Source organism: Amycolatopsis umgeniensis (assembly GCF_014205155.1).
Lineage (GTDB): Bacteria > Actinomycetota > Actinomycetes > Mycobacteriales > Pseudonocardiaceae > Amycolatopsis > Amycolatopsis umgeniensis.
The window spans coordinates 1,468,706-1,485,432 of the sequence record NZ_JACHMX010000001.1; the positions used below are offsets into that span (position 1 = coordinate 1,468,706).

A 16,727-nucleotide genomic window follows, 5' to 3' on the forward strand; every position below is an offset into this window, starting at 1 on the left:
CGAAGCATCGCCTCGTCCGGGCATCGGCTTCGAGGACGATGCCGCATACCTCCATGGTACTAACCCCGGGGCGGGGCGTCTCAGGGTTCACCCCGGGACCAGATCCATCCGGAGGAATTCGGTGACCCGGAGCAGCTTGGGCGGACGGGTCACCTCGGCGGGGAGTTCGTCCTCCCCGACCAGCCGCGGAGCGGTGAGGTCCACCTCCCGCCCGTCGATCCGAAGCCGCGCTCCCCGCGCCGCCAGCACGTTGCGCACCCAGTCCGAATCCGCGCCGTACACCGGGATGAACAGGTAGCCGCCCTCGACGGGATGCGCGTCGAGCGGTGTGCGGTGGGTCTTCCCCGAGGTACGGCCGACGTGGATCAGCACCGGATACTTCCCACTGGCGATCGCGCGCGGGTTGAACAGCCGCTTGGTGACACGGCCCCATCGTCTCGGTATCGGCATCGAGTGCTCCTCTCCTGGATTTTCAGAGGTTCATGCCCGGCGGAGCCACGAGAGCCAGCCGCGCCACCGGCGGCAGCGGCGCCTGTTCCGGTGCGGCCCGGAAAGCCTGGATCACGAGCGCCGCGAAGCGCCGGGACGCCGCGACCTGCGCGGCGGGCGAAGTGGCCTGGATCCCGTTGTTGGCCATGAGCATGAGGATCAGGTCTTCGAGGACGAAGTCGGGGCGCAGGTTCCCGCTGTCCTTGGCCCGGCCAGCCAGCTCGGCGATCGCCTTGAGCGCGTAGTCGCGGTCCGTGGTGAAGTCGATCGCCTTGGGAAAGGCCGAGACGAAGGCCGCGGTGAAGCCCCTGTCGCGGGCGTGCAGCTCGCAGATCTTCTCGACCACGGAACAGAAGCCGAGCCACGGATCCGGGTCCGCGAGCCCTTCGTCCACGACGAGGTGACACAAACGCATCTGGTCGGCGAAGGCCTCCGTCGCCAGGATCTCCTTGGTCGGGAAATGGCGGTACAGCGTGGCGGGGCCGACATCGGCGCGGCGTGCGACCTCCCTCAGCGGCACGTTCAGTCCTTCGGTGGCGAACAACGCGCGGGCCGCTTCGAGGATGCGTTCGCGGTTGTCCAGGGCGTCGGAGCGCGGGATCCGAGGCAAACGGCTGGTCACCACTCTCACTTTAGCGAAAACGGACGGGGGCGTCCGTTAACGTCCGCCCGGCCAGCGAACGAAGTACTCAGGGAGATGCAATGCGAGCAGTCGAGATCCGGGCGTTCGGCGGCCCGGAGGGTCTGGCGGTCGTCGACCGCCCCGAGCCCGTTCCTGTCGCGGGAGAAGTGCTGATCGACGTCGAAGCGATCGGTGTCGGCGGCGTCGACACCGTGATCCGGAGCGGGGCTCTCGCCGGCTTCGGCTTCCAGGAAGGACATGTTCCCGGCAACGAGGTGGCCGGGACCGTCGCCTCGGTCGGCGACGGCGTCGATCCGGTCTGGGTCGGGCAGCGCGTCTGGGCCTTCACCGGCGAGGGCGGCGGCTACGTCGAGCGCACGGCCGTCCCCGTCGAGCGGATAGTGGCCCTCCCCGAAGGTCTGGCCGCCACCGACGCGGTGGCCCTCGGGACTTCCGGCGTGGTGGCGCATTTCGCGCTCGCCCGCGCGCCTTTCGCCGCAGGCGAGTCGGTGCTGGTGCGCGGGGCGGCGGGCAGCATCGGGATCATGGCGGTGCAGCTCGCGGCGGCCGGTGGCGCGAGCGCCGTGGCGGTCACGACGTCTTCGGCCGAGCGTGGCGAACGTCTGCGCGCACTGGGCGCGACCCACGTGCTCGACCGCTCCGGCGACGGGGACGGTCCGGCGGCTTACGACGTCGTCATCGACGTCGTGTCCGGTGTGGACATGCCTTCGTTCTTGGACAGGCTCGAGCCGAACGGCCGCATGGTGGCTGTCGGCGTGGTCGCGGGTATGCCGCCGGCGGACTTCGGCGCCAAGTTCATCGCGGCGTTCCGGAAGTCCCTGTCGTTCGCCACCCTCAGCGCGGACACGGTGCCCCGTCCCGATCAGCGGGCGGTGGAAGCGGCGCAGTTCGCCGCCGCGGCCCGCGGTGAACTGCGCCCGGTGGTGCACGAGCTGCTGCCGCTGGAGAAAGCCGTTCTGGCGCACCGGAAGATGGACGACGGCGAAGTGTTCGGCAGGATCGTGCTGACCCCCTAGCCGGTCCTTTGTGGAGCGCGGTGTCCGGTTCCGATGAGGACACCGCGTCACCCGGTCAGTGCAATTTTCGGCGCCGCAAGCGTTCTTCGCACTAGGCTGCCCACTCGTGCCCGATCCGACATCCGAGGGACCCGGTTTCACGGCGGTCGACCTGCGGCCGCTCGCCGCGGGTGAGGGCACCGGCGCCTACTGCGTGAGCGACGCCGGGATGATCGTGGGCGAGTCGGGTTCGCGGCCGGTGCGCTGGGACGACGACGGACGGCCCTCACCGTTGCCGATCCTCGACGGCTATTCCGGCGGCCGCGCCGTCAGCGCCAACACCGCCGGTGTCGTCGCCGGCGCGCTCTACACCGGCGAGAACCTCCGGCCGGTGTGCTGGCAACCCGATGGCCGGGTGCGGGTGCTCGAACTCCCCTCCGGAATGGTCTCCGGCACGGCGTGCCGGGTGAACGAACGCGGGTCGATACTGGGGAACGCGATGCGGCCGGGGTACCGCTGGCGGGCTCTGCGCTGGGAACCCGGCGGCGAGGCCGTCGAACTCGGCGCCCTGCCCGGCGGCGGCGATACCCAGGGCCACGACCTGAACGCGCTGGACGAGGTCGTCGGATCCGCCAAGGACGGCACGGGCGCCCGGACCGCGGTGCGCTGGACGCCCTCGGGGAAGATCAGCAAACTGCCGCCGCCCCGCCGCGCGACCGCCTGCGGTATCACCGATTCCGGCGCCATCCTCGGCGACGGGGTGGTGTGGAACCGCGACGGCGGGACGGTCCTGCTCACCGGGGAACCGGAGTTCGTCGCGGGACAGGTCGTCCGGATCACCGGACCCGGTGTCGCGATCGGCTGGGGCGTGACACCGGACCGGCGCGGCACCTGCGCGCGCTGGGATCGCGACGGGCGGCCCACCGTGCTCCGGCCCTTGCCCTCGGACATCGCCAGTACGTGTTTCGACATCGATGACGCCGGGACGGTCGTCGGCGAGTCGTTGAACCAGGGAACGGCCCGCCCCGTCCGCTGGGGCGCCGACGCGACACCGTCCGCGCTCCCGTCGCCCCGCGCTCTCACGGCGATCGTGGCCCAGCACATCAACGCGGCGGGCGCCGTCATCATCGGCTACGGCTTCGCCACGGACAGCTCCACTTATCGCGGGATCGCTTGGCACCGCTCGTGAACCGGCGGCTCGTCAGGCCGTCGCGAGATCGATCGCCCGCCGCATCGCGTCGTCGAGTGGAAGCCCCTCTCGCACGGCCGTTTGCCCGGCGGCGAAGACGGCACCAGTGACGGCGCCGACGATCGCCGCGGCGTCGATCTCGTCCAGTTCACCGTCGCAGGAGTGGCACAGCGCGGCCGAAAGCCGCTGCTGAGCGTCGAACGCCCGCTGCAACATCGTCGCGCGCAACGACGGCACCGACGTGATCAGGTCCAGCCGGATCCGCTCCGGCTCGGCCGCCGGGTCGCGGATCCCGGTCCCCGCCTCGGCAAGCATCCGGTGCATCGCGCGCCGCAGAAGCCCCGCCGCCGTCTCGCCTGGCTCTCGTGCCGCGACCACGTCCAACCCGGCACGCAGGATGTGCTCGCCGTCCTCGGTGAGGAGGAGGTCCTCCTTCGTCGCGAAGTGATTGAAGAACGTCGCGGTGGACACCTCGGCGGCGGCGGCGATCTCGGCGGTGGTCGTCCGGTCGTAGCCCTGCTGCTCGAAGAGCCGGTACGCCGTCTCGATCAACGCCTTCCGGGTGCGCCACTTCTTCCGTTCCCGCAAGCCCACCGGTTCGGTCATGGGCCCAGCATACTGGAGCCGAGTCAAACTTAGAGCTACTCTAATCTTAGAGTCAGTCTAAGATGATGGAGGCGGCATGACACTCGACGCGTTCCTCGACCGGTTGGAGTACCGCGACCCTGTCCGGCCCGATCTGGCGACGCTGCGGAACCTGCACCGGGCGTGGCGGCTGCGGATCCCCTACGAGAACCTCGACATCCAGCTCGGCAGGCCGATCCTGCTCACCCCGGACGCACTGCTCGACAAGTTCACGCGTCGTGGCCGCGGCGGGCTCTGCTACGAAATGAACGGCGCGCTCGCCCTCCTGCTACGGGCAGCCGGATTCACGGTGACGATCGCGGAAGCCGCGGTACAGCGCGCGACCCGCGGCGACGGTCAATGGGGCAACCACATCGCCCTGCTGATCGATGTCGACGGCGAGTCCTGGCTCGCCGACACCGGCATCGGGGACGCGTTCCTCGAGCCGCTACCGTTACAGGAAGGCACACACTGGCAAGGAAAACTGCCCTACCGGATGGAACGTCTCGACTCCGACACCTGGCGAGTGCACCATCATCCGAACGGCACGATCGCCTCCTGCGATTTCCGCACCACGCCCCGCGAACTCGCCGAATTCGCCGACCGCGCCCTGACCAGGGACCCGGCCTCCCCGTTCGTCAGAGTGCTTGTGGCACAACACCATCGCGACGGTCACGAACTGGCCCTCCGCGCGCGCACGGTCACGCGCGACGGCACCGATCGCCGCACACTGTCCACACTGGGCGAATTCGCGAGTGCGCTGACGGAATTCCGCGTCCCGCTGGCGGACATCGGCACCGGCGAACTGGCCGTGCTCTGGGACAGGACGAAAGGGCAGCACGAAGCCTGGCTGGCCATCCAGGCCGACGCCGCGCGAAGGTGAGTGACACCCCGCCCTACCCTGGCACGATGGACCACAGCGAGATGATCGAGTACGTGCGCGCGCAGCGGACGGGTGTCGTGTCCACGCTCGGCCCCGGCGGCACACCCCAAGCCGCGTACCTCACGCTCGCGGTGACCGATCGCGGCGAGCTCGTGTTCGACGCGAGCCGGACTCCCGCAAGGTCGCGAACCTGCGCCGTGACGGGCGGATCGCGATCGTCGTCGGCGGCCCGGACGGCACGACGCTGCAAGCCGAAGGTGTCGCCGACACTCCGGCCGGAGACGAGCTCGATCGGTGCCAGGCCGCCTATCTGGCGGCGTACCCGGAGTTCGCGGACTCGATCGGCGGCGGGGGCGTGGTCGTCCTGCGCGTCGTGCTTCGTTGGGCGAGGTATGGCGATTTTCGTGACGGGGCAGCGGAACTGCGGGAAATCAGGCTGCCTCGGTCCGAGTGAGGAAGGCACGAAAGCGTCCTTCGCCACGGCCCTGCGCGGCGTGAGCATGGTCGCCCTGCGCATCGTGCTTCAGTGAGCGAGGTATGGCGATTTTCGTGACAGGGCAACGGAACTGCGGGAAATCAGGCTGCCTCGATCCGGCCGAGGAAGGCACGAGAGCGCCCTTCACCGCAGCCCTGCGCATTTAGTCGACCGAATGCGGTGGTCGACGGTCGATGTCACGTCGAGTAGCAGCGACGTTTTGATGGATTCACCTGTCAGTGGTGAATGTGCCGGTTGCGTTGTTGCTTAAAATTACGAACACCTGTTCGACAGTTGTGCGGTATTGTTGTGGGGTGTCCGAGACCTTTCTCCCCGAACTGCCGCAGGAGCTGTGGCGCGCCGGCAAGCTGGAGCTTGCCCACGGCGTGCAGCAGTTCCTGCAGATGATGCGGATCGCCTCCGCCGGACTGGGGCGGTATCTGGCGGAGATCGAATCCCGAGGCGCAAAAGACCTCTACGGCTACGGTTCCACGGCGGCATGGTTCGCTGATGTGGCCGGACTGTCGCGGGGCGAGGCCAGCCCGATCGTGAGTCAGGCGATCGCGCTGAACCCGACCCGAGCGTTGGACGGCACGGAGGTTCCGGCGGTCGCTCCCGCTACCGGCGTGGCTGCCGCTGAGGGCGCTATCGGGAGTGAACGGATCAAGCAGATCTTGGAGATTCTGGCTCGGATTCCGTCGGATGTGTCGGTGGAGGATCGGGAGTGTGCGGAGAAGACCCTCGCCGATCTGGCCCGCGACGCGGGTCCCCGGCAGGTGTCGAAGCTCGGGGACAACCCCCTGCTGGCCTGGCTCGACCCTGATGGGAACGAGCCAAAAGACCCGGAACCGAAGCAGCCCTGTCGTGAAGTCACGCTGGAGCGCCGTAAGGACGGGTTCTGGACACTGAACGGCCTCCTCGACGATGAACTCGGTGCCCGCACCGCCGCCGCCCTCGAGGCCTACGCGGCACCACGGTCGGTGGACGAATCCGGCCAAGCCGATCTGCGCACCAAAGCCGAACGTCAAGGCGATGCGTGGGCCGAACTCCTGGACTTGGCGGTCGCGTGTCCTGATCAGCCTGGGACCAACGGCTACCGGACTCTGATCCACGTGACCATCGGGCTCGAGGAACTCAAGACCGGGCTCGGCACCGCCTGCGTGGACTTCATCGGCACGATGACCGCCCGCGAAGCCAGGATGGCCGCCTGCGATTGCCTGATGTTGCCGGTCGTGATGAACGCGGCGGGTGAGCCGTTGGATGTGGGACGGTTGAAGCGGTTCGTCACCCCAGCGCAACGCCGAGCACTCAACATCCGCGACCGAGGCTGCGCCTTCCCGGGCTGTCATCGGCGGCCCAGGAACTGTCACGCCCACCATATTGATCACTGGGCAGACGGCGGACCCACCGACCTCCGCAACCTCGTCCTGCTCTGCGGCTTCCACCACCGCCTGATCCACCACGGCGACTGGCAAGTCCGCATGGCCACCGACGGACTACCCGAATTCATCCCACCCCAATACCTGGACCCGCTACGAAAACCCCGGCGCACACACTCCACCGCGCCACCGCCTGACCCGAGGAGCCCGCCACCCACACGGCGACGGGCCCCTCGGCATGCCCACACCACCCGAGAGCCGAGCAGTTCTTGATCAACAGAAGATTCCGGACGGTCAACGTCCGCAAGCCTCCCCGCTCAACCACACCAGAAACCAGCACGAACCCCACAAGGTCACCCAGACAGGACCCGACCTAACGGACAACCAAATACCGGTCCACCAGAACGCGACTCACCACTCACGACCACCCGGATGCCGCGAAACCGACCCGGACACCTCACCCCTCGCTAGAAGGTCTTCAAGAATTTTCCCGCAGCCCGATCCTCCGATAGAAGCACACCCGATCGCGACCAGAACCGCCGCCCGCGACCACCTCATACTCCCCATCATGCTCAACGCGGCGGGTCAACCCCTGGACGTGGGACGGCTAAAGCGGTTCGTCACCCCAGCCCAACGCCGAACCCTCGACATCCGCAACCGAGGCTGCGCCTTCCCCGCTGCCACCGCAGACCACGGAACTGCCACGCAAGCTTGCCCCGGTCAAGCGCGGACCCACCAACCCCCGGCAACCTCGTGCTGCTCTGCGGCTTCCACCACCGCATGGCCGCCAAGGGACTACCGGAGTTCACCCCACCCCAACACCCTCCGCCACCCCATCGGCGACGGACCCCTCGGCATGCCCACGAATCAAACCCACGCCAGGCACCTGGCTACGAGGCACCGCGCCCGCCGATCCGCTCCAGCACCTCACGCGTGTACCCGGCGGTGTCCGCGGTTCCGCCGAGATCGACGGTGCTGACGCCATCGGCCAGCGCACCGAAAGCGGCGGCGAGCACTTCCTCGCTCGCTTCGGGGTGTCCCAGGTGGTCGAGCATCATGGCCGCGGACCACAAGGCGCCCAACGGGTTGGCCTTGCCCTGCCCGGCGATGTCGGGAGCGGAGCCGTGCACCGGCTCGAACATCGACGGGAATTCCCGCTCCGGGTTGAGGTTCGCCGCCGGGGCGACGCCGATGCTCCCGGCAACGGCGGCGGCCAGGTCGCTGAGGATGTCACCGAAGAGGTTGGAGCCGACGATCACGTCGAACCGCTCCGGCGCCAGGACGAGTTTGGCGGCGAGCGCGTCGATGTGTTCCTTGGTGGTGCGCACGCCGTGGTGTCGTGCCGACACTTCTTCGACCAGTTCGTCCCAGAACGGCATCGTGTGGACGATCCCGTTGCTCTTCGTCGCCGAGGTCACGTGGTTCCGTCGGCTCCCGGCCAGGGTGTACGCGTACTCGACGACGCGGGTGACTCCCTTGCGGGTGAACACCGCCTCCTGCACGGCCAGTTCGTCCTCGGTGCCCCGGCCGAGCCGCCCGCCGATCTCGGAGTACTCGCCCTCGACGTTTTCCCGCACCACGACGAGGTCGACGTCTCCGGCGCCCACGTCGCGCAGCGGGCCGGGCACACCGGCGAGTACCTTGACCGGCCGCAGGTTGACGTACTGCCGGAAGCCACGCCGGATGGGGATCAGCAGCCCCCACAGCGACACGTGGTCCGGCACACCAGGCCAGCCGACCGCGCCCAGTAGCACCGCGTCGTGCCGCCGGATCCGGTCGAGGCCGTCGGACGGCATCATCGCGCCCTCGGCGAGGTAGCGCTCGCATGACCAGTCGAAGGAGTCGTAGGTGAATTCGATCCCGTGGCGCTTGCCGACGGCGGCGAGCACGGCCTGGGCCGGGGGCAGCACTTCGGTGCCGATGCCGTCGCCGGGGATGAGCGCGATGCGGTAGCTGGTCATGGGTCCAGTGGACGTCGAGCCGGGCCTCCGCGTCCAAGACGCAGTTCTTGCCGCGATGAAAGGCTGTGCCTATCAGCGTCCGGACTCCAACTGGCTGTGGAAGGCCACCGCGGCGGGGCTCAAGCGCCCCGGCCGGGACACCAAGGACACCTCCAAGGAATCGGAGGTGTCCAGTGCCCGGACGGCGGCGCCCGCCGATTTCGCCAGTGCGCGCCAGGAGTCGCTGACCACCGCGATGCCCACCCCGGCGAGGACGAGGGGCAGGACGGCTTCCCGGTGTTCCACTTCGACCGCGAACCGGCTGCCGGGAGCCTGACGAAGCACGGCGTCGGCCACGCGCCGCATACCCGTGCCCTGCTGGCCGACGATGAGCGCGGCTCCGGCGAGATCGGCGGGATGGACGGGATCGGCAGGGGGCAGTGCCGCTTCGTCACGACCCAGCAGGGCGAAGCGCTGGGTCTCCAGCGGCATCGCCTCCAAACCGGGCAGCGCGGCGGCCGTCGGCGAGGCCGCCACCACGCCGAGTTCGGCGTCGCCGGTCGTGAGCATCTTCAGCACGTCGCCGGGTGTGCTCGCCGCGCGCACGCAAATCCGCACGAACGGGTTGACCGCGGCGAAGGCGGCGATCAGATCCGTGAGCGGGCTGACCGACTGCGACGGCATCGAGGCGATGACCAGTTCCCCGCCGAGGAGACCGTCGACGGCCTCCACCGTGGCCCGGGCGAGGTCCAGTCCGCGCAGGACCTCCCGCGCGGGCGCCACGAGCGCGTGTCCCGCCGCGGTCAGCACCAGACGGCGGCCGGTCCGGTGGAACAGCAGGCTCCCCAGATCCCGCTCGAGGGTGCGCAGGGCCTGGGAAACCGAGGGCTGGGCGACATAGAGCAGCTCGGCGGCACGGTGGACGCTTCCCGCGTCGACGACGGCAAGGAAGTACTTCAACTGACGAGCATCCACTCCGCGATCCCTTCGTGGTCGATAGCCGGCGCCTATCACCTTGCCAGCAACCCGGTCTTGGACCGGCCACCCATCGACGGGGCTTACTGAGTCGCTACGAGGGACGGCACCGGCGCCGTCCCGCCGCGAGTCCGAGGAGGGCACCGTGTCCGATGCCTGGCTCCTTGCCCACACCGGCATCGCCATCGTGGGCATCGTCGTGATGATCACCTGGCTCAAGACACCGCCGATCTTCGGCCTGCTGATCGGCGCCACCTACCTGGGGCTGGCCACGGGCCTCGGGGTGAGCGGCACGACCGAAGCGCTCGCCACCGGATTCGGTGACGTGATGGCCGAGATCGGCATGCTCATCACCTTCGGCGTCGTCATCGGCTCGCTGCTCACCGCCACGAACACCTTGCATCGTGTCCTGGAACGGTTGCTGGGCGTCTTCGGGGAAAAGCGCGTGCCGATGGTGTTCGCCGTCTCGCTGTCGACGGTGTTCACCTCGATCTATTCCGACGTCGTCCTGGTGCTCACCGCACCGCTGGCCCGGCGTCTCGGCGCCCGTCTGGGCCCGCGGGGTGTCGCGCTCATGGGCGGCGCGCTGACCGCGGGGATCGAGGTCGGTCTGGTCTTCGTCGTCCCCGGGGTCGCCGCGCTCGCCGTCGCGGGCCTTCTCGGGGTGTCGCTCGGTGAGATGTTCCTGTTCGGGCTGGCCGTCGGCCTTCCCACCGCCGTGCTCACCACGCTGGTCTTCACGGTGCTCCTGCCGCGGCTGCTGCGCTGGGATCCGGCGGCGGACGAGTTGGAGCGCGATGACGAAAGCGGTGCCGCGGAGGTCTCGAGTTCTCCGGCGCCCACGACGGTCCGGCACCTGCCCCTGTCGCTGGCCGTGTCCCCGGTGCTGCTGACGCTGTCGCTGATCGCGTCGGGCGCGCTCGCCAACGCCTTCCGCTTCCCGCTGGGCCCGGTCTCGCTGCTGAGCGAGCCGGTGATCGCGATGGCGATCGGCGCGGGCCTCGCACATCTGCTGGCCCGGCGCGTCCTTCCCCGCCAAGAGGTCAACGCGGCCGTGGGCAAGGCACTCGCGCTGGCCGGACCCATTCTCGTCCTGTCCGGGCTCTCCGGCTCCGTCGCCGAGGTGATCGGCAAGTCGGGACTGCGTGACGTGCTGGCGAGCTCGTTCGGCACCGGTTTCCTGCCGCCGTTGGTGCTCGTCTGGCTGATCGCCGCCGTCCTGCACATCGCGATGGGGTCCATCTCGATCTCCGCGATCACCGCGGCGGGCATCCTCGCGCCGATCGCGGGCTCACTCGGCGTCCCGGTGGTGCTGGTCGCCCTCGCCGCCTGCTCGGGCGCGCTGTTCCTTCCTCACGTCAGCAGCAACTTCTTCTGGATGTTCCAGTCGCTGCTCGGGCTGAGCACACGAGGCACGTTCAAAACCCACACCGTCGCCATGTCACTGGCGTCGGTGATCTCACTCCCGCTCGTGCTGCTGCTCGCTCTCGTCGTCTGACGGCGGGATCACTCGCGCCAGCGGTTGTTGAGGAAGGCGTCGTCCTCGTCGTCCACCGGTGCCGGACGACGAGGAGCGCGCCGGGGCGAGTCCCGCCGCTCCGGGGTGAACGGAGCCGCCGGCGCGTCGAAGGCGGGAGCCTCGTCGAACGCCGACGTGTTCCCCGGCTCGGCGTGTGACCGGTCGGTGCTCCAGCCGGACTTCGTCTTGCGCTCCCCCAGCTCCCGCCGATGCTCGACGTAGCGCTGGGCGGTCATGACCTGCTTGGTCATGAACTCCTGCGAGCTGGCCTTGATCTCGTCGGCCTTCTGGTCCCGCAGCACCCGGCGCTCCGCCTGCTCGCGGACGAGACCGTCCAGGGTCGCCTTCATACCGGCGGTGTCGTCGACGCTCATCTGCTTCTCCCCTGCCTCGGACTACCGCCTGCGCGTGACCGGCTGATCCTCATCGTCCAGCAACGAACCGGTGATCCGGCCGGTGGGTTCGTTGATCTGGTCGAACACCTCGCCCTCGATCCGGTACGCCCGGTTGCTCCGTTCCTGGTCACCGCCGCCGCCCTGGCCACCGCCGCCCATGCCGCCCATCGGTGGCATCGCGCCACCGCCGAACGACTGACCGGCAGGCCCGCCCATCGGGGCGGCCGGGGCGGCCGAAGCCAAGGGTTGCGGCTGGTGCGCCCCGCCGCCGGTGTGCACGCCTTCGGTCAACGACGACGGTTGCCCACTCACGGGGGTCGCGGATTCGAACGGAGCCGTGATCCCCGCGCCACCGCCGCCGGCGTGGCCGCCGCCTCCGCCTCCACCGTGGCTGCCGCCGCCTCCCTCGAGGTCACCGGCGCGGATGCCGTCGGGAACGGTTCCGCCGCCACCGTGGTGCGGGGTGACCGGCATCCGGTGCTCGGGCTGCGTCGTCCCGGTGAGGGGCTTGGCCTCATGCGAGGGCTTGTGCGTGTCCGAGGGATCCTTGTCCTCGCCGAGGGTGTACGTGGTCGGTTTGCCGGTGCCGTCGTCGACGGTGACGACCGTCGGCCCGGACGGGCCGTCGGGACGTTCGGCGGTGATCTTCACATCGCCGTCCTGGATGTGGATCTTGCCGTCCGCCCCGGGGCGGTGCACGTCGTCCTTCTTGCCGTCGCCGTCGGGAGCGTCACCCAGCTTGGACTCGTCGCCGGTCCAGTCGAGTTTGAAGTCCTTGGCCGGTCCGGAACCGTCGCCGACCTTGATCTCCATCTCGCCGTCTTTGTCCGGCTCGGTCATCTCGAAGGTCTTGTCACCCTGCTTGACCTTGAGGGTCTCGCGTTCGCCGTCCTCGGCCTTGTCCTTGTCGTCCTTGTCCTCGGTCAGCTTGTCGCCGTCCGCGCCCGGCATGTCTTCGCCGAGCTTGTCCAGCGCTTCGGAGGCCTTCTTCTTGGCGTCCTCGGCGGCCTTGTCGGCGGCTTCCTTGGAGTCGCCGTCCTTGGAGTCGGTGTCGCCCAGGCCGCCGCCGGGGGCGTCGCCCATCTTGTCGAGGGCTTCGGACGCCTGCTTCTTCGCGTCCTCCGCGGCCTTTTCCGCCGCTGCCTTGGCTTCGGAGGCCGCGTCCGTGCTGCCGCCGCCGGGACCGCCACCGGTTCCGCCGCCGCCAGGGCCGGAGCCGCCGGGACCGGAGCCGGAACCGCCGAGTTCGCCGCCGCCGGGGCCGTCGCCCAACTTGCTCAGCGCTTCCGACGCCTGCTTCTTCGCGTTCTCGGCAGCGGCCGCGGCCTGCTTCTTGGCCTCTTCGGCCGCGGCTTTCTGCTCGTCGCCGGAGGACGGCGGCGGAGCAGAGCCCGAAGGCGACGTCTGGTCCTTGCTCGGGTCGGGACCACCGCCACCGGGGCCACCACCGCCCGGGCCGGAGCCACCGGCGCCACTGTCGGGGATCTTCACATCCGGGACCGGCGGGGGCTTCTGATCGCCCGACGGACCGGTGCCGGAGCCCGAGCCGCCCGGACCGCCGCCGGGGCCACCACCGGAACCGCCCTCGGGGATCTTCACATCCGGAACCGGCGGAGGCTTCTGGCCCGATGAGCCGGTGCCATCGCCGGAGCCGCCACCAGGACCGCCGCCGGGGCCACCGGTACCCGAGCCGCCGCCGTTCCCGCCGCCCTGGCCGCCGCCTTGACCGCCGCCGTTCCCGCCACCTTGACCGCCGGTGAAGTCCGGTCCGCCATTGCCCGGGCCGCCGGGGCCGCCCGCGCCGCCCTTGCCGTCCGCGCCCGCGCCTTCGAACTCGTTCTTGACCTTGCCCATGACCTTGTCGAGCTCGTCGTAGGCCTGGTTGACGAAGTCCTTGGTCTCCTTGCAGTTCTTCTCGAAGCCCAGGTAGATGGCGGTCCACATCTCCGGGATGAACTGCTTCTGGATCCACTGCTTGGCGAGGTTCTGGCCCGCCTTCTTGAACTCGTCGTCGTCGCAGCAGCCGTCGTTGTTCAGCTGCTGAACGAGGTTGGAGCCGAAGTTGGCGTCCATCCAGCCCGCGATCGCGCCGAGGTCTTCCTTGCCGCTCTTCTCACCGGCGGCGATGGCGACGACCTTCTGCGCCATCGCGAAGTCGGCCTTGCCGACGATCTCCTTGTACCCCTTGACGACCTCGTCGGCCTTCTCCTTGCAGAGCTTGAACACCGTGGTGGTGGTGTGCAGCGTCGCTTCGCTCGCGGTGTTCAGCGTCTGGGAGAGTTTCTTGGCCTTGGGAAGGATCTTCTCCTTGTAGTTCTCGGACGAAGCGTCCGCGGCCTTCCCGGTCCAGGTCCCGTACAGGGTGTTCAGCTGGGACCCTGTGTCGTCCATGGCCTTCTCGACGGTCTTCGAGCCCGTCTTGAAGTGCGCGGCGTCGTCGACGAAGTTCTTGAAGTTGATGCCGCGCTGCTCGTCGAACGGCTTCTTGATGTCCTTCTCGAAGTCGAGCGCGCGGCTGGTCCCCCGGCAGTCCTCCGGGAGCTTCGCCAGCAGCGAACCGAAGGTCTGGAAGACCTTGAGCGCGGGTACGGCGGCGTCGAAGATCTCGTCCGAAGTCTTGGTGCCGCCGCCTTCCGGCGTGGGTTCCTTTGTGCCGTCGAGCTTCTTGTCGCCGTCGTTGACGGCCTTCGTCTCTTCCTTCTGGGTGAAGCTGGCCTGATCGCCGGCTGCCTTCGCGCCGCCGTAGATCTTCTTGGTGTCGCTGTCATACGGAAGGAACGGAAGGGCGTTGAACGTCTGCGCGTACTTTTCGGCTTCTTTGCGCTTCTGCTTGATCTCTTCCGGCTCCTCGACCCCGCCCCACGGGGGAGGTGCCGGATGCGTCTTGATCCACGAGCCGATGAGCGCGGTCTTGTTACCGGGCGGGACGCTCGGGTCATCGAGGACGGCTTTGACCTCGGTCCAGGTGAGTTCGTCGGCCACTAGCGCATCCCCGTCTTGGTGATCTTGTTCTTCGTCTCGTCCTCGTTGGTGCCGTAGGTGGTGCCCGCGGTGCCGAGGTTCGTGCCGAACGAGCCGAGAGTCTTGCTGTATCCCTGGACCGAGGCCCACAGCGCGGCCACACCGTCGGTGTACTTCTTCGAGTGGTCACCGTGTGCCTGACCGAAGCCGGCCGCGTTCACGGGCGTGCTCGACAGATCGGGATTGTCTTCGAGCAACTGCTCCGTCAGCTTTCCGATGTTCTTCGACGCCGATGAAAGCGCATCGGTCGCCGCGGTGAAGCCCCCGCTCATTCTGCTCAGCGCCTTTCGTCGGATCCGTCGGCCTTACCGTCGAGTGCCTCGGTGAGCACTTCCGCCACCGACCCGATGTCGGTGAACCGGTCCAGCTGGTCCAGATCAATCCTCACGTCGTGGTAGATCTCCAGCGCCGACAGGAGTTTTATCCGTCCTTTGGAGTCGATACCCAGCTCTTCGAGCGGTGCGTCGAACTCGATTTCGGCGGGATCAAGCCGAAAAGTCTCGCTGACGACCTTCACGACCTCCGCGCGGTGATCACCCACGGGGCCGACTATAACGCGCCTTCGCGGCCGCTCGCGCAACCTTGCCACTGGAAGTGCGCGGAAGGTCACCGGAGGGAACCAGAAGGACCGATCGCAACGTCAGATCATGTTCACGTGACACCGCACGCAATACCACTCTGGTGACTTCTTTGACATCGGCTTCGGCGTTCTTTGCCCATTCGGCTACCAACATCGCCCCTTCACCCATTTCGTCCGACACGCCGAAAGCGGCGACCCGGTCGCGGCGGACGGCCGGATGCGCTTCCCCCGCCACCGCCTCGATGTCCTGCGGATGGAAGTTACGGCCGTCGATGACGATGAGATCCTTGAGCCTGCCGGTGATGTAGAGGTCCCCTCCATGGAACAGGCCGAGGTCACCGGTGCGCAACCAGCCGCCGTCGCCCTCGAGTTCGCCGCCGAACGCGGCGGCGTCCCCGCGGCCCCAGTAACCGGCCGCGACGTTCGGGCCGCGGATCCAGATCTCGCCTGCCAGTCCGTCGGGCTGCGCCATCCCGTCACGGACGATCCGCACCCGCTGGCCGAGCGGGCGGCCGACCGAGACCAGTTCCTGACCGTCCGGCACCTCGATCGCCCGGCCCTGCGCGAGGGCTTCCCTGTCGAACACCGCACCTCGCGGCCCCTCCGCGCCCGCGCTCGCCACGTACACGGTGGCCTCGGCAAGGCCGTACGACGGGCGGTGGGCTTCGGGCCGGAATCCGCGCGGGCCGAAGACCTCCCGGAAGCGCGCGACCGTGCGCGGCTGGATCGGCTCGGCGCCGTTGAGCGCGACCCGGACGTCGGAGAGGTCGAGGTCGTCCCCGGCCTCCCCGGCGGCGTCCGCGGCCAGGTCGAACGCGAAGTTCGGCGCGGCGGTGAACACGGCCGGGTGATCCGCCAGTTGACGCAGCCACCTCGCGGGCCGCTGCACGAACTCCGCGGGCGACATGAAAACCGACCGCGCTCCGGCGAAGACCGGCAGGCACAGGAGCTGGATGAGGCCCATGTCGTGGAAGAACGGGATCCAGCCCGCGCAGGTCGTCCCCTCGTCGACCGCGTAGGCCTGACTCGCCTGCCAGCAGGCCGCGGTGACCGCCCGGTGCGGGATCACGGCACCGGCCGGCTCCCGCGTCGACCCGGACGTGTACTGCAGGTACGCGGGACTCTCGGGGGCCACCGGGAGGGGGTCGGCACCCGGCCCGGAAAGCTCGTCGACCACAAGCAGATGTTCGGGCTCGCCCGCTTCCCGCGTTTTCGCGGCGGCGGCAGACGAGGTCAGCCAGACCCGGGCACCGCAGTCCTCCAGCACACCGGCGAGCCTGCCGCGCTGGGACGGACTGCCCGGCGTCATCAACGGCACGGCCACCAGGCCGGCGGCGAGCGCTCCGAAGAACGCCAGGGGGTAGTTCAGGTCCTGGCCGGTCAGCACGGCGACGCGATCGCCCGGACGCGTGACCCGGCCCAGCGCGCCCGCGACTTCCCGGACCCGGGAGGCGAACCCTGTCCAGGTGACCGTGTTGTCCACACCGGCGCTGTGGTCCTGATGTGTGAACAGCGGGCGCGGGTCGGTCTCGCGAGCGAACAACCGCTCGACGATCGAGGTGCGCAGCACCTGCTCCGGAACTTCCACCGGCGACGCGGTCATGTCCGGCAACCTACTTG

The 16,727-nt window shown here is 69.0% G+C and carries 16 protein-coding genes and 1 pseudogene; 6 read left to right on the forward strand and 11 right to left on the reverse strand.

Translation table 11 applies throughout. From position 1 onward, the window contains the following. Nucleotides 1-87: 87 nt before the first annotated feature. Complete coding sequence (locus HDA45_RS06255) at nucleotides 88-450, reverse strand: nitroreductase/quinone reductase family protein (RefSeq protein ID WP_184892724.1); 363 nt, start codon at nucleotides 448-450, stop codon at nucleotides 88-90. Between the two features lie 22 nt (nucleotides 451-472). Next, nucleotides 473-1,111, reverse strand: a complete 639-nt coding sequence (locus HDA45_RS06260; protein ID WP_184892726.1) for a TetR family transcriptional regulator — start codon at nucleotides 1,109-1,111, stop codon at nucleotides 473-475. Between the two features lie 80 nt (nucleotides 1,112-1,191). On the opposite strand from HDA45_RS06260, the gene HDA45_RS06265 reads away from it, so the two are divergent. Continuing rightward, nucleotides 1,192-2,148: a zinc-binding dehydrogenase gene (locus tag HDA45_RS06265; RefSeq protein ID WP_184892730.1), complete on the forward strand. Its 957-nt coding sequence runs from the start codon at nucleotides 1,192-1,194 to the stop codon at nucleotides 2,146-2,148. A 106-nt stretch (nucleotides 2,149-2,254) separates the two neighbouring features. Then, the gene (locus HDA45_RS06270) at nucleotides 2,255-3,316 is read left to right on the forward strand and encodes a hypothetical protein (protein WP_184892732.1); all 1,062 of its coding nucleotides are present in this window, start codon (nucleotides 2,255-2,257) and stop codon (nucleotides 3,314-3,316) included. Between the two features lie 12 nt (nucleotides 3,317-3,328). Here the strand turns inward: HDA45_RS06270 and HDA45_RS06275 are convergent, their stop codons facing one another. Beyond that, complete coding sequence (locus HDA45_RS06275; protein ID WP_184892735.1) at nucleotides 3,329-3,922, reverse strand: TetR/AcrR family transcriptional regulator; 594 nt, start codon at nucleotides 3,920-3,922, stop codon at nucleotides 3,329-3,331. Nucleotides 3,923-3,998: 76 nt separating this feature from the next. On the opposite strand from HDA45_RS06275, the gene HDA45_RS06280 reads away from it, so the two are divergent. Further along, a complete protein-coding gene (locus tag HDA45_RS06280) occupies nucleotides 3,999-4,823 on the forward strand; it encodes an arylamine N-acetyltransferase family protein (RefSeq protein WP_184892737.1) in 825 nt (274 codons plus the stop codon). A 13-nt stretch (nucleotides 4,824-4,836) separates the two neighbouring features. Here the strand turns inward: HDA45_RS06280 and HDA45_RS06285 are convergent, their stop codons facing one another. Next, nucleotides 4,837-5,286: a hypothetical protein gene (locus HDA45_RS06285; RefSeq protein WP_184892739.1), complete on the reverse strand. Its 450-nt coding sequence runs from the start codon at nucleotides 5,284-5,286 to the stop codon at nucleotides 4,837-4,839. Between the two features lie 326 nt (nucleotides 5,287-5,612). Between HDA45_RS06285 and HDA45_RS06290 the strand changes: the two genes are divergently transcribed. Then, nucleotides 5,613-6,950, forward strand: coding sequence for a DUF222 domain-containing protein (locus tag HDA45_RS06290; protein WP_184905357.1), 1,338 nt, complete (start codon nucleotides 5,613-5,615; stop codon nucleotides 6,948-6,950). Between the two features lie 259 nt (nucleotides 6,951-7,209). Further along, nucleotides 7,210-7,535, forward strand: a pseudogene (locus HDA45_RS42295) (HNH endonuclease); the annotation flags it as partial. Between the two features lie 32 nt (nucleotides 7,536-7,567). Here HDA45_RS42295 and HDA45_RS06295 read toward each other — a convergent pair. Together HDA45_RS06295 and HDA45_RS06300 are read right to left on the reverse strand one after the other, a co-directional pair. After that, on the reverse strand, nucleotides 7,568-8,638 hold the full coding sequence (locus HDA45_RS06295) for a tartrate dehydrogenase (protein ID WP_184892741.1): 1,071 nt from the start codon (nucleotides 8,636-8,638) through the stop codon (nucleotides 7,568-7,570). A 72-nt stretch (nucleotides 8,639-8,710) separates the two neighbouring features. Beyond that, nucleotides 8,711-9,592 (reverse strand): LysR substrate-binding domain-containing protein, encoded by an 882-nt coding sequence (locus HDA45_RS06300; RefSeq protein WP_184892743.1) that lies wholly within the window; start codon nucleotides 9,590-9,592, stop codon nucleotides 8,711-8,713. 145 nt (nucleotides 9,593-9,737) lie between these two features. Here HDA45_RS06300 and HDA45_RS06305 point away from each other — a divergent pair, with 145 nt between their 5' ends. Then, nucleotides 9,738-11,090: a GntT/GntP/DsdX family permease gene (locus tag HDA45_RS06305; RefSeq protein ID WP_184892745.1), complete on the forward strand. Its 1,353-nt coding sequence runs from the start codon at nucleotides 9,738-9,740 to the stop codon at nucleotides 11,088-11,090. Between the two features lie 8 nt (nucleotides 11,091-11,098). On the opposite strand, the gene HDA45_RS06310 is transcribed toward HDA45_RS06305, so the two are convergent. Genes HDA45_RS06310 through HDA45_RS06330 form a run of 5 tightly spaced genes read right to left on the reverse strand, consistent with a single transcriptional unit; the run spans nucleotide 11,099 to nucleotide 16,710 of the window. Further along, nucleotides 11,099-11,485: a hypothetical protein gene (locus HDA45_RS06310; RefSeq protein WP_184892747.1), complete on the reverse strand. Its 387-nt coding sequence runs from the start codon at nucleotides 11,483-11,485 to the stop codon at nucleotides 11,099-11,101. Between the two features lie 21 nt (nucleotides 11,486-11,506). Then, entirely contained in the window at nucleotides 11,507-14,488 is a 2,982-nt protein-coding gene (locus HDA45_RS42750) for a WXG100 family type VII secretion target (RefSeq protein ID WP_184892749.1), read from the reverse strand. Next, complete coding sequence (locus HDA45_RS06320) at nucleotides 14,488-14,799, reverse strand: hypothetical protein (protein ID WP_184892751.1); 312 nt, start codon at nucleotides 14,797-14,799, stop codon at nucleotides 14,488-14,490. The genes HDA45_RS42750 and HDA45_RS06320 overlap by 1 nt, the downstream gene beginning before the upstream one ends. Before the next feature lie 5 nt (nucleotides 14,800-14,804). Continuing rightward, the gene (locus tag HDA45_RS06325; protein ID WP_005157682.1) at nucleotides 14,805-15,068 is read right to left on the reverse strand and encodes an acyl carrier protein; all 264 of its coding nucleotides are present in this window, start codon (nucleotides 15,066-15,068) and stop codon (nucleotides 14,805-14,807) included. After that, nucleotides 15,061-16,710, reverse strand: a complete 1,650-nt coding sequence (locus HDA45_RS06330) for a fatty acyl-AMP ligase (protein ID WP_184892753.1) — start codon at nucleotides 16,708-16,710, stop codon at nucleotides 15,061-15,063. The genes HDA45_RS06325 and HDA45_RS06330 overlap by 8 nt, the downstream gene beginning before the upstream one ends. Nucleotides 16,711-16,727 lie beyond the last annotated feature (17 nt).

What these genes read in the sequence shown, in the direction of transcription:
- HDA45_RS06255 (WP_184892724.1), bottom strand. Translation starts at nt 450, where the DNA reads ATGCCGATACCGAGACGATGGGGCCGTGTCACCAAGCGGCTGTTCAAC.
- HDA45_RS06265 (WP_184892730.1), top strand. Translation starts at nt 1,192, where the DNA reads ATGCGAGCAGTCGAGATCCGGGCGTTCGGCGGCCCGGAGGGTCTGGCG.
- HDA45_RS06275 (WP_184892735.1), bottom strand. Translation starts at nt 3,922, where the DNA reads ATGACCGAACCGGTGGGCTTGCGGGAACGGAAGAAGTGGCGCACCCGG.
- HDA45_RS06280 (WP_184892737.1), top strand. Translation starts at nt 3,999, where the DNA reads ATGACACTCGACGCGTTCCTCGACCGGTTGGAGTACCGCGACCCTGTC.
- HDA45_RS06295 (WP_184892741.1), bottom strand. Translation starts at nt 8,638, where the DNA reads ATGACCAGCTACCGCATCGCGCTCATCCCCGGCGACGGCATCGGCACC.
- HDA45_RS06310 (WP_184892747.1), bottom strand. Translation starts at nt 11,485, where the DNA reads ATGAGCGTCGACGACACCGCCGGTATGAAGGCGACCCTGGACGGTCTC.
- HDA45_RS06320 (WP_184892751.1), bottom strand. Translation starts at nt 14,799, where the DNA reads ATGAGCGGGGGCTTCACCGCGGCGACCGATGCGCTTTCATCGGCGTCG.
- HDA45_RS06330 (WP_184892753.1), bottom strand. Translation starts at nt 16,710, where the DNA reads ATGACCGCGTCGCCGGTGGAAGTTCCGGAGCAGGTGCTGCGCACCTCG.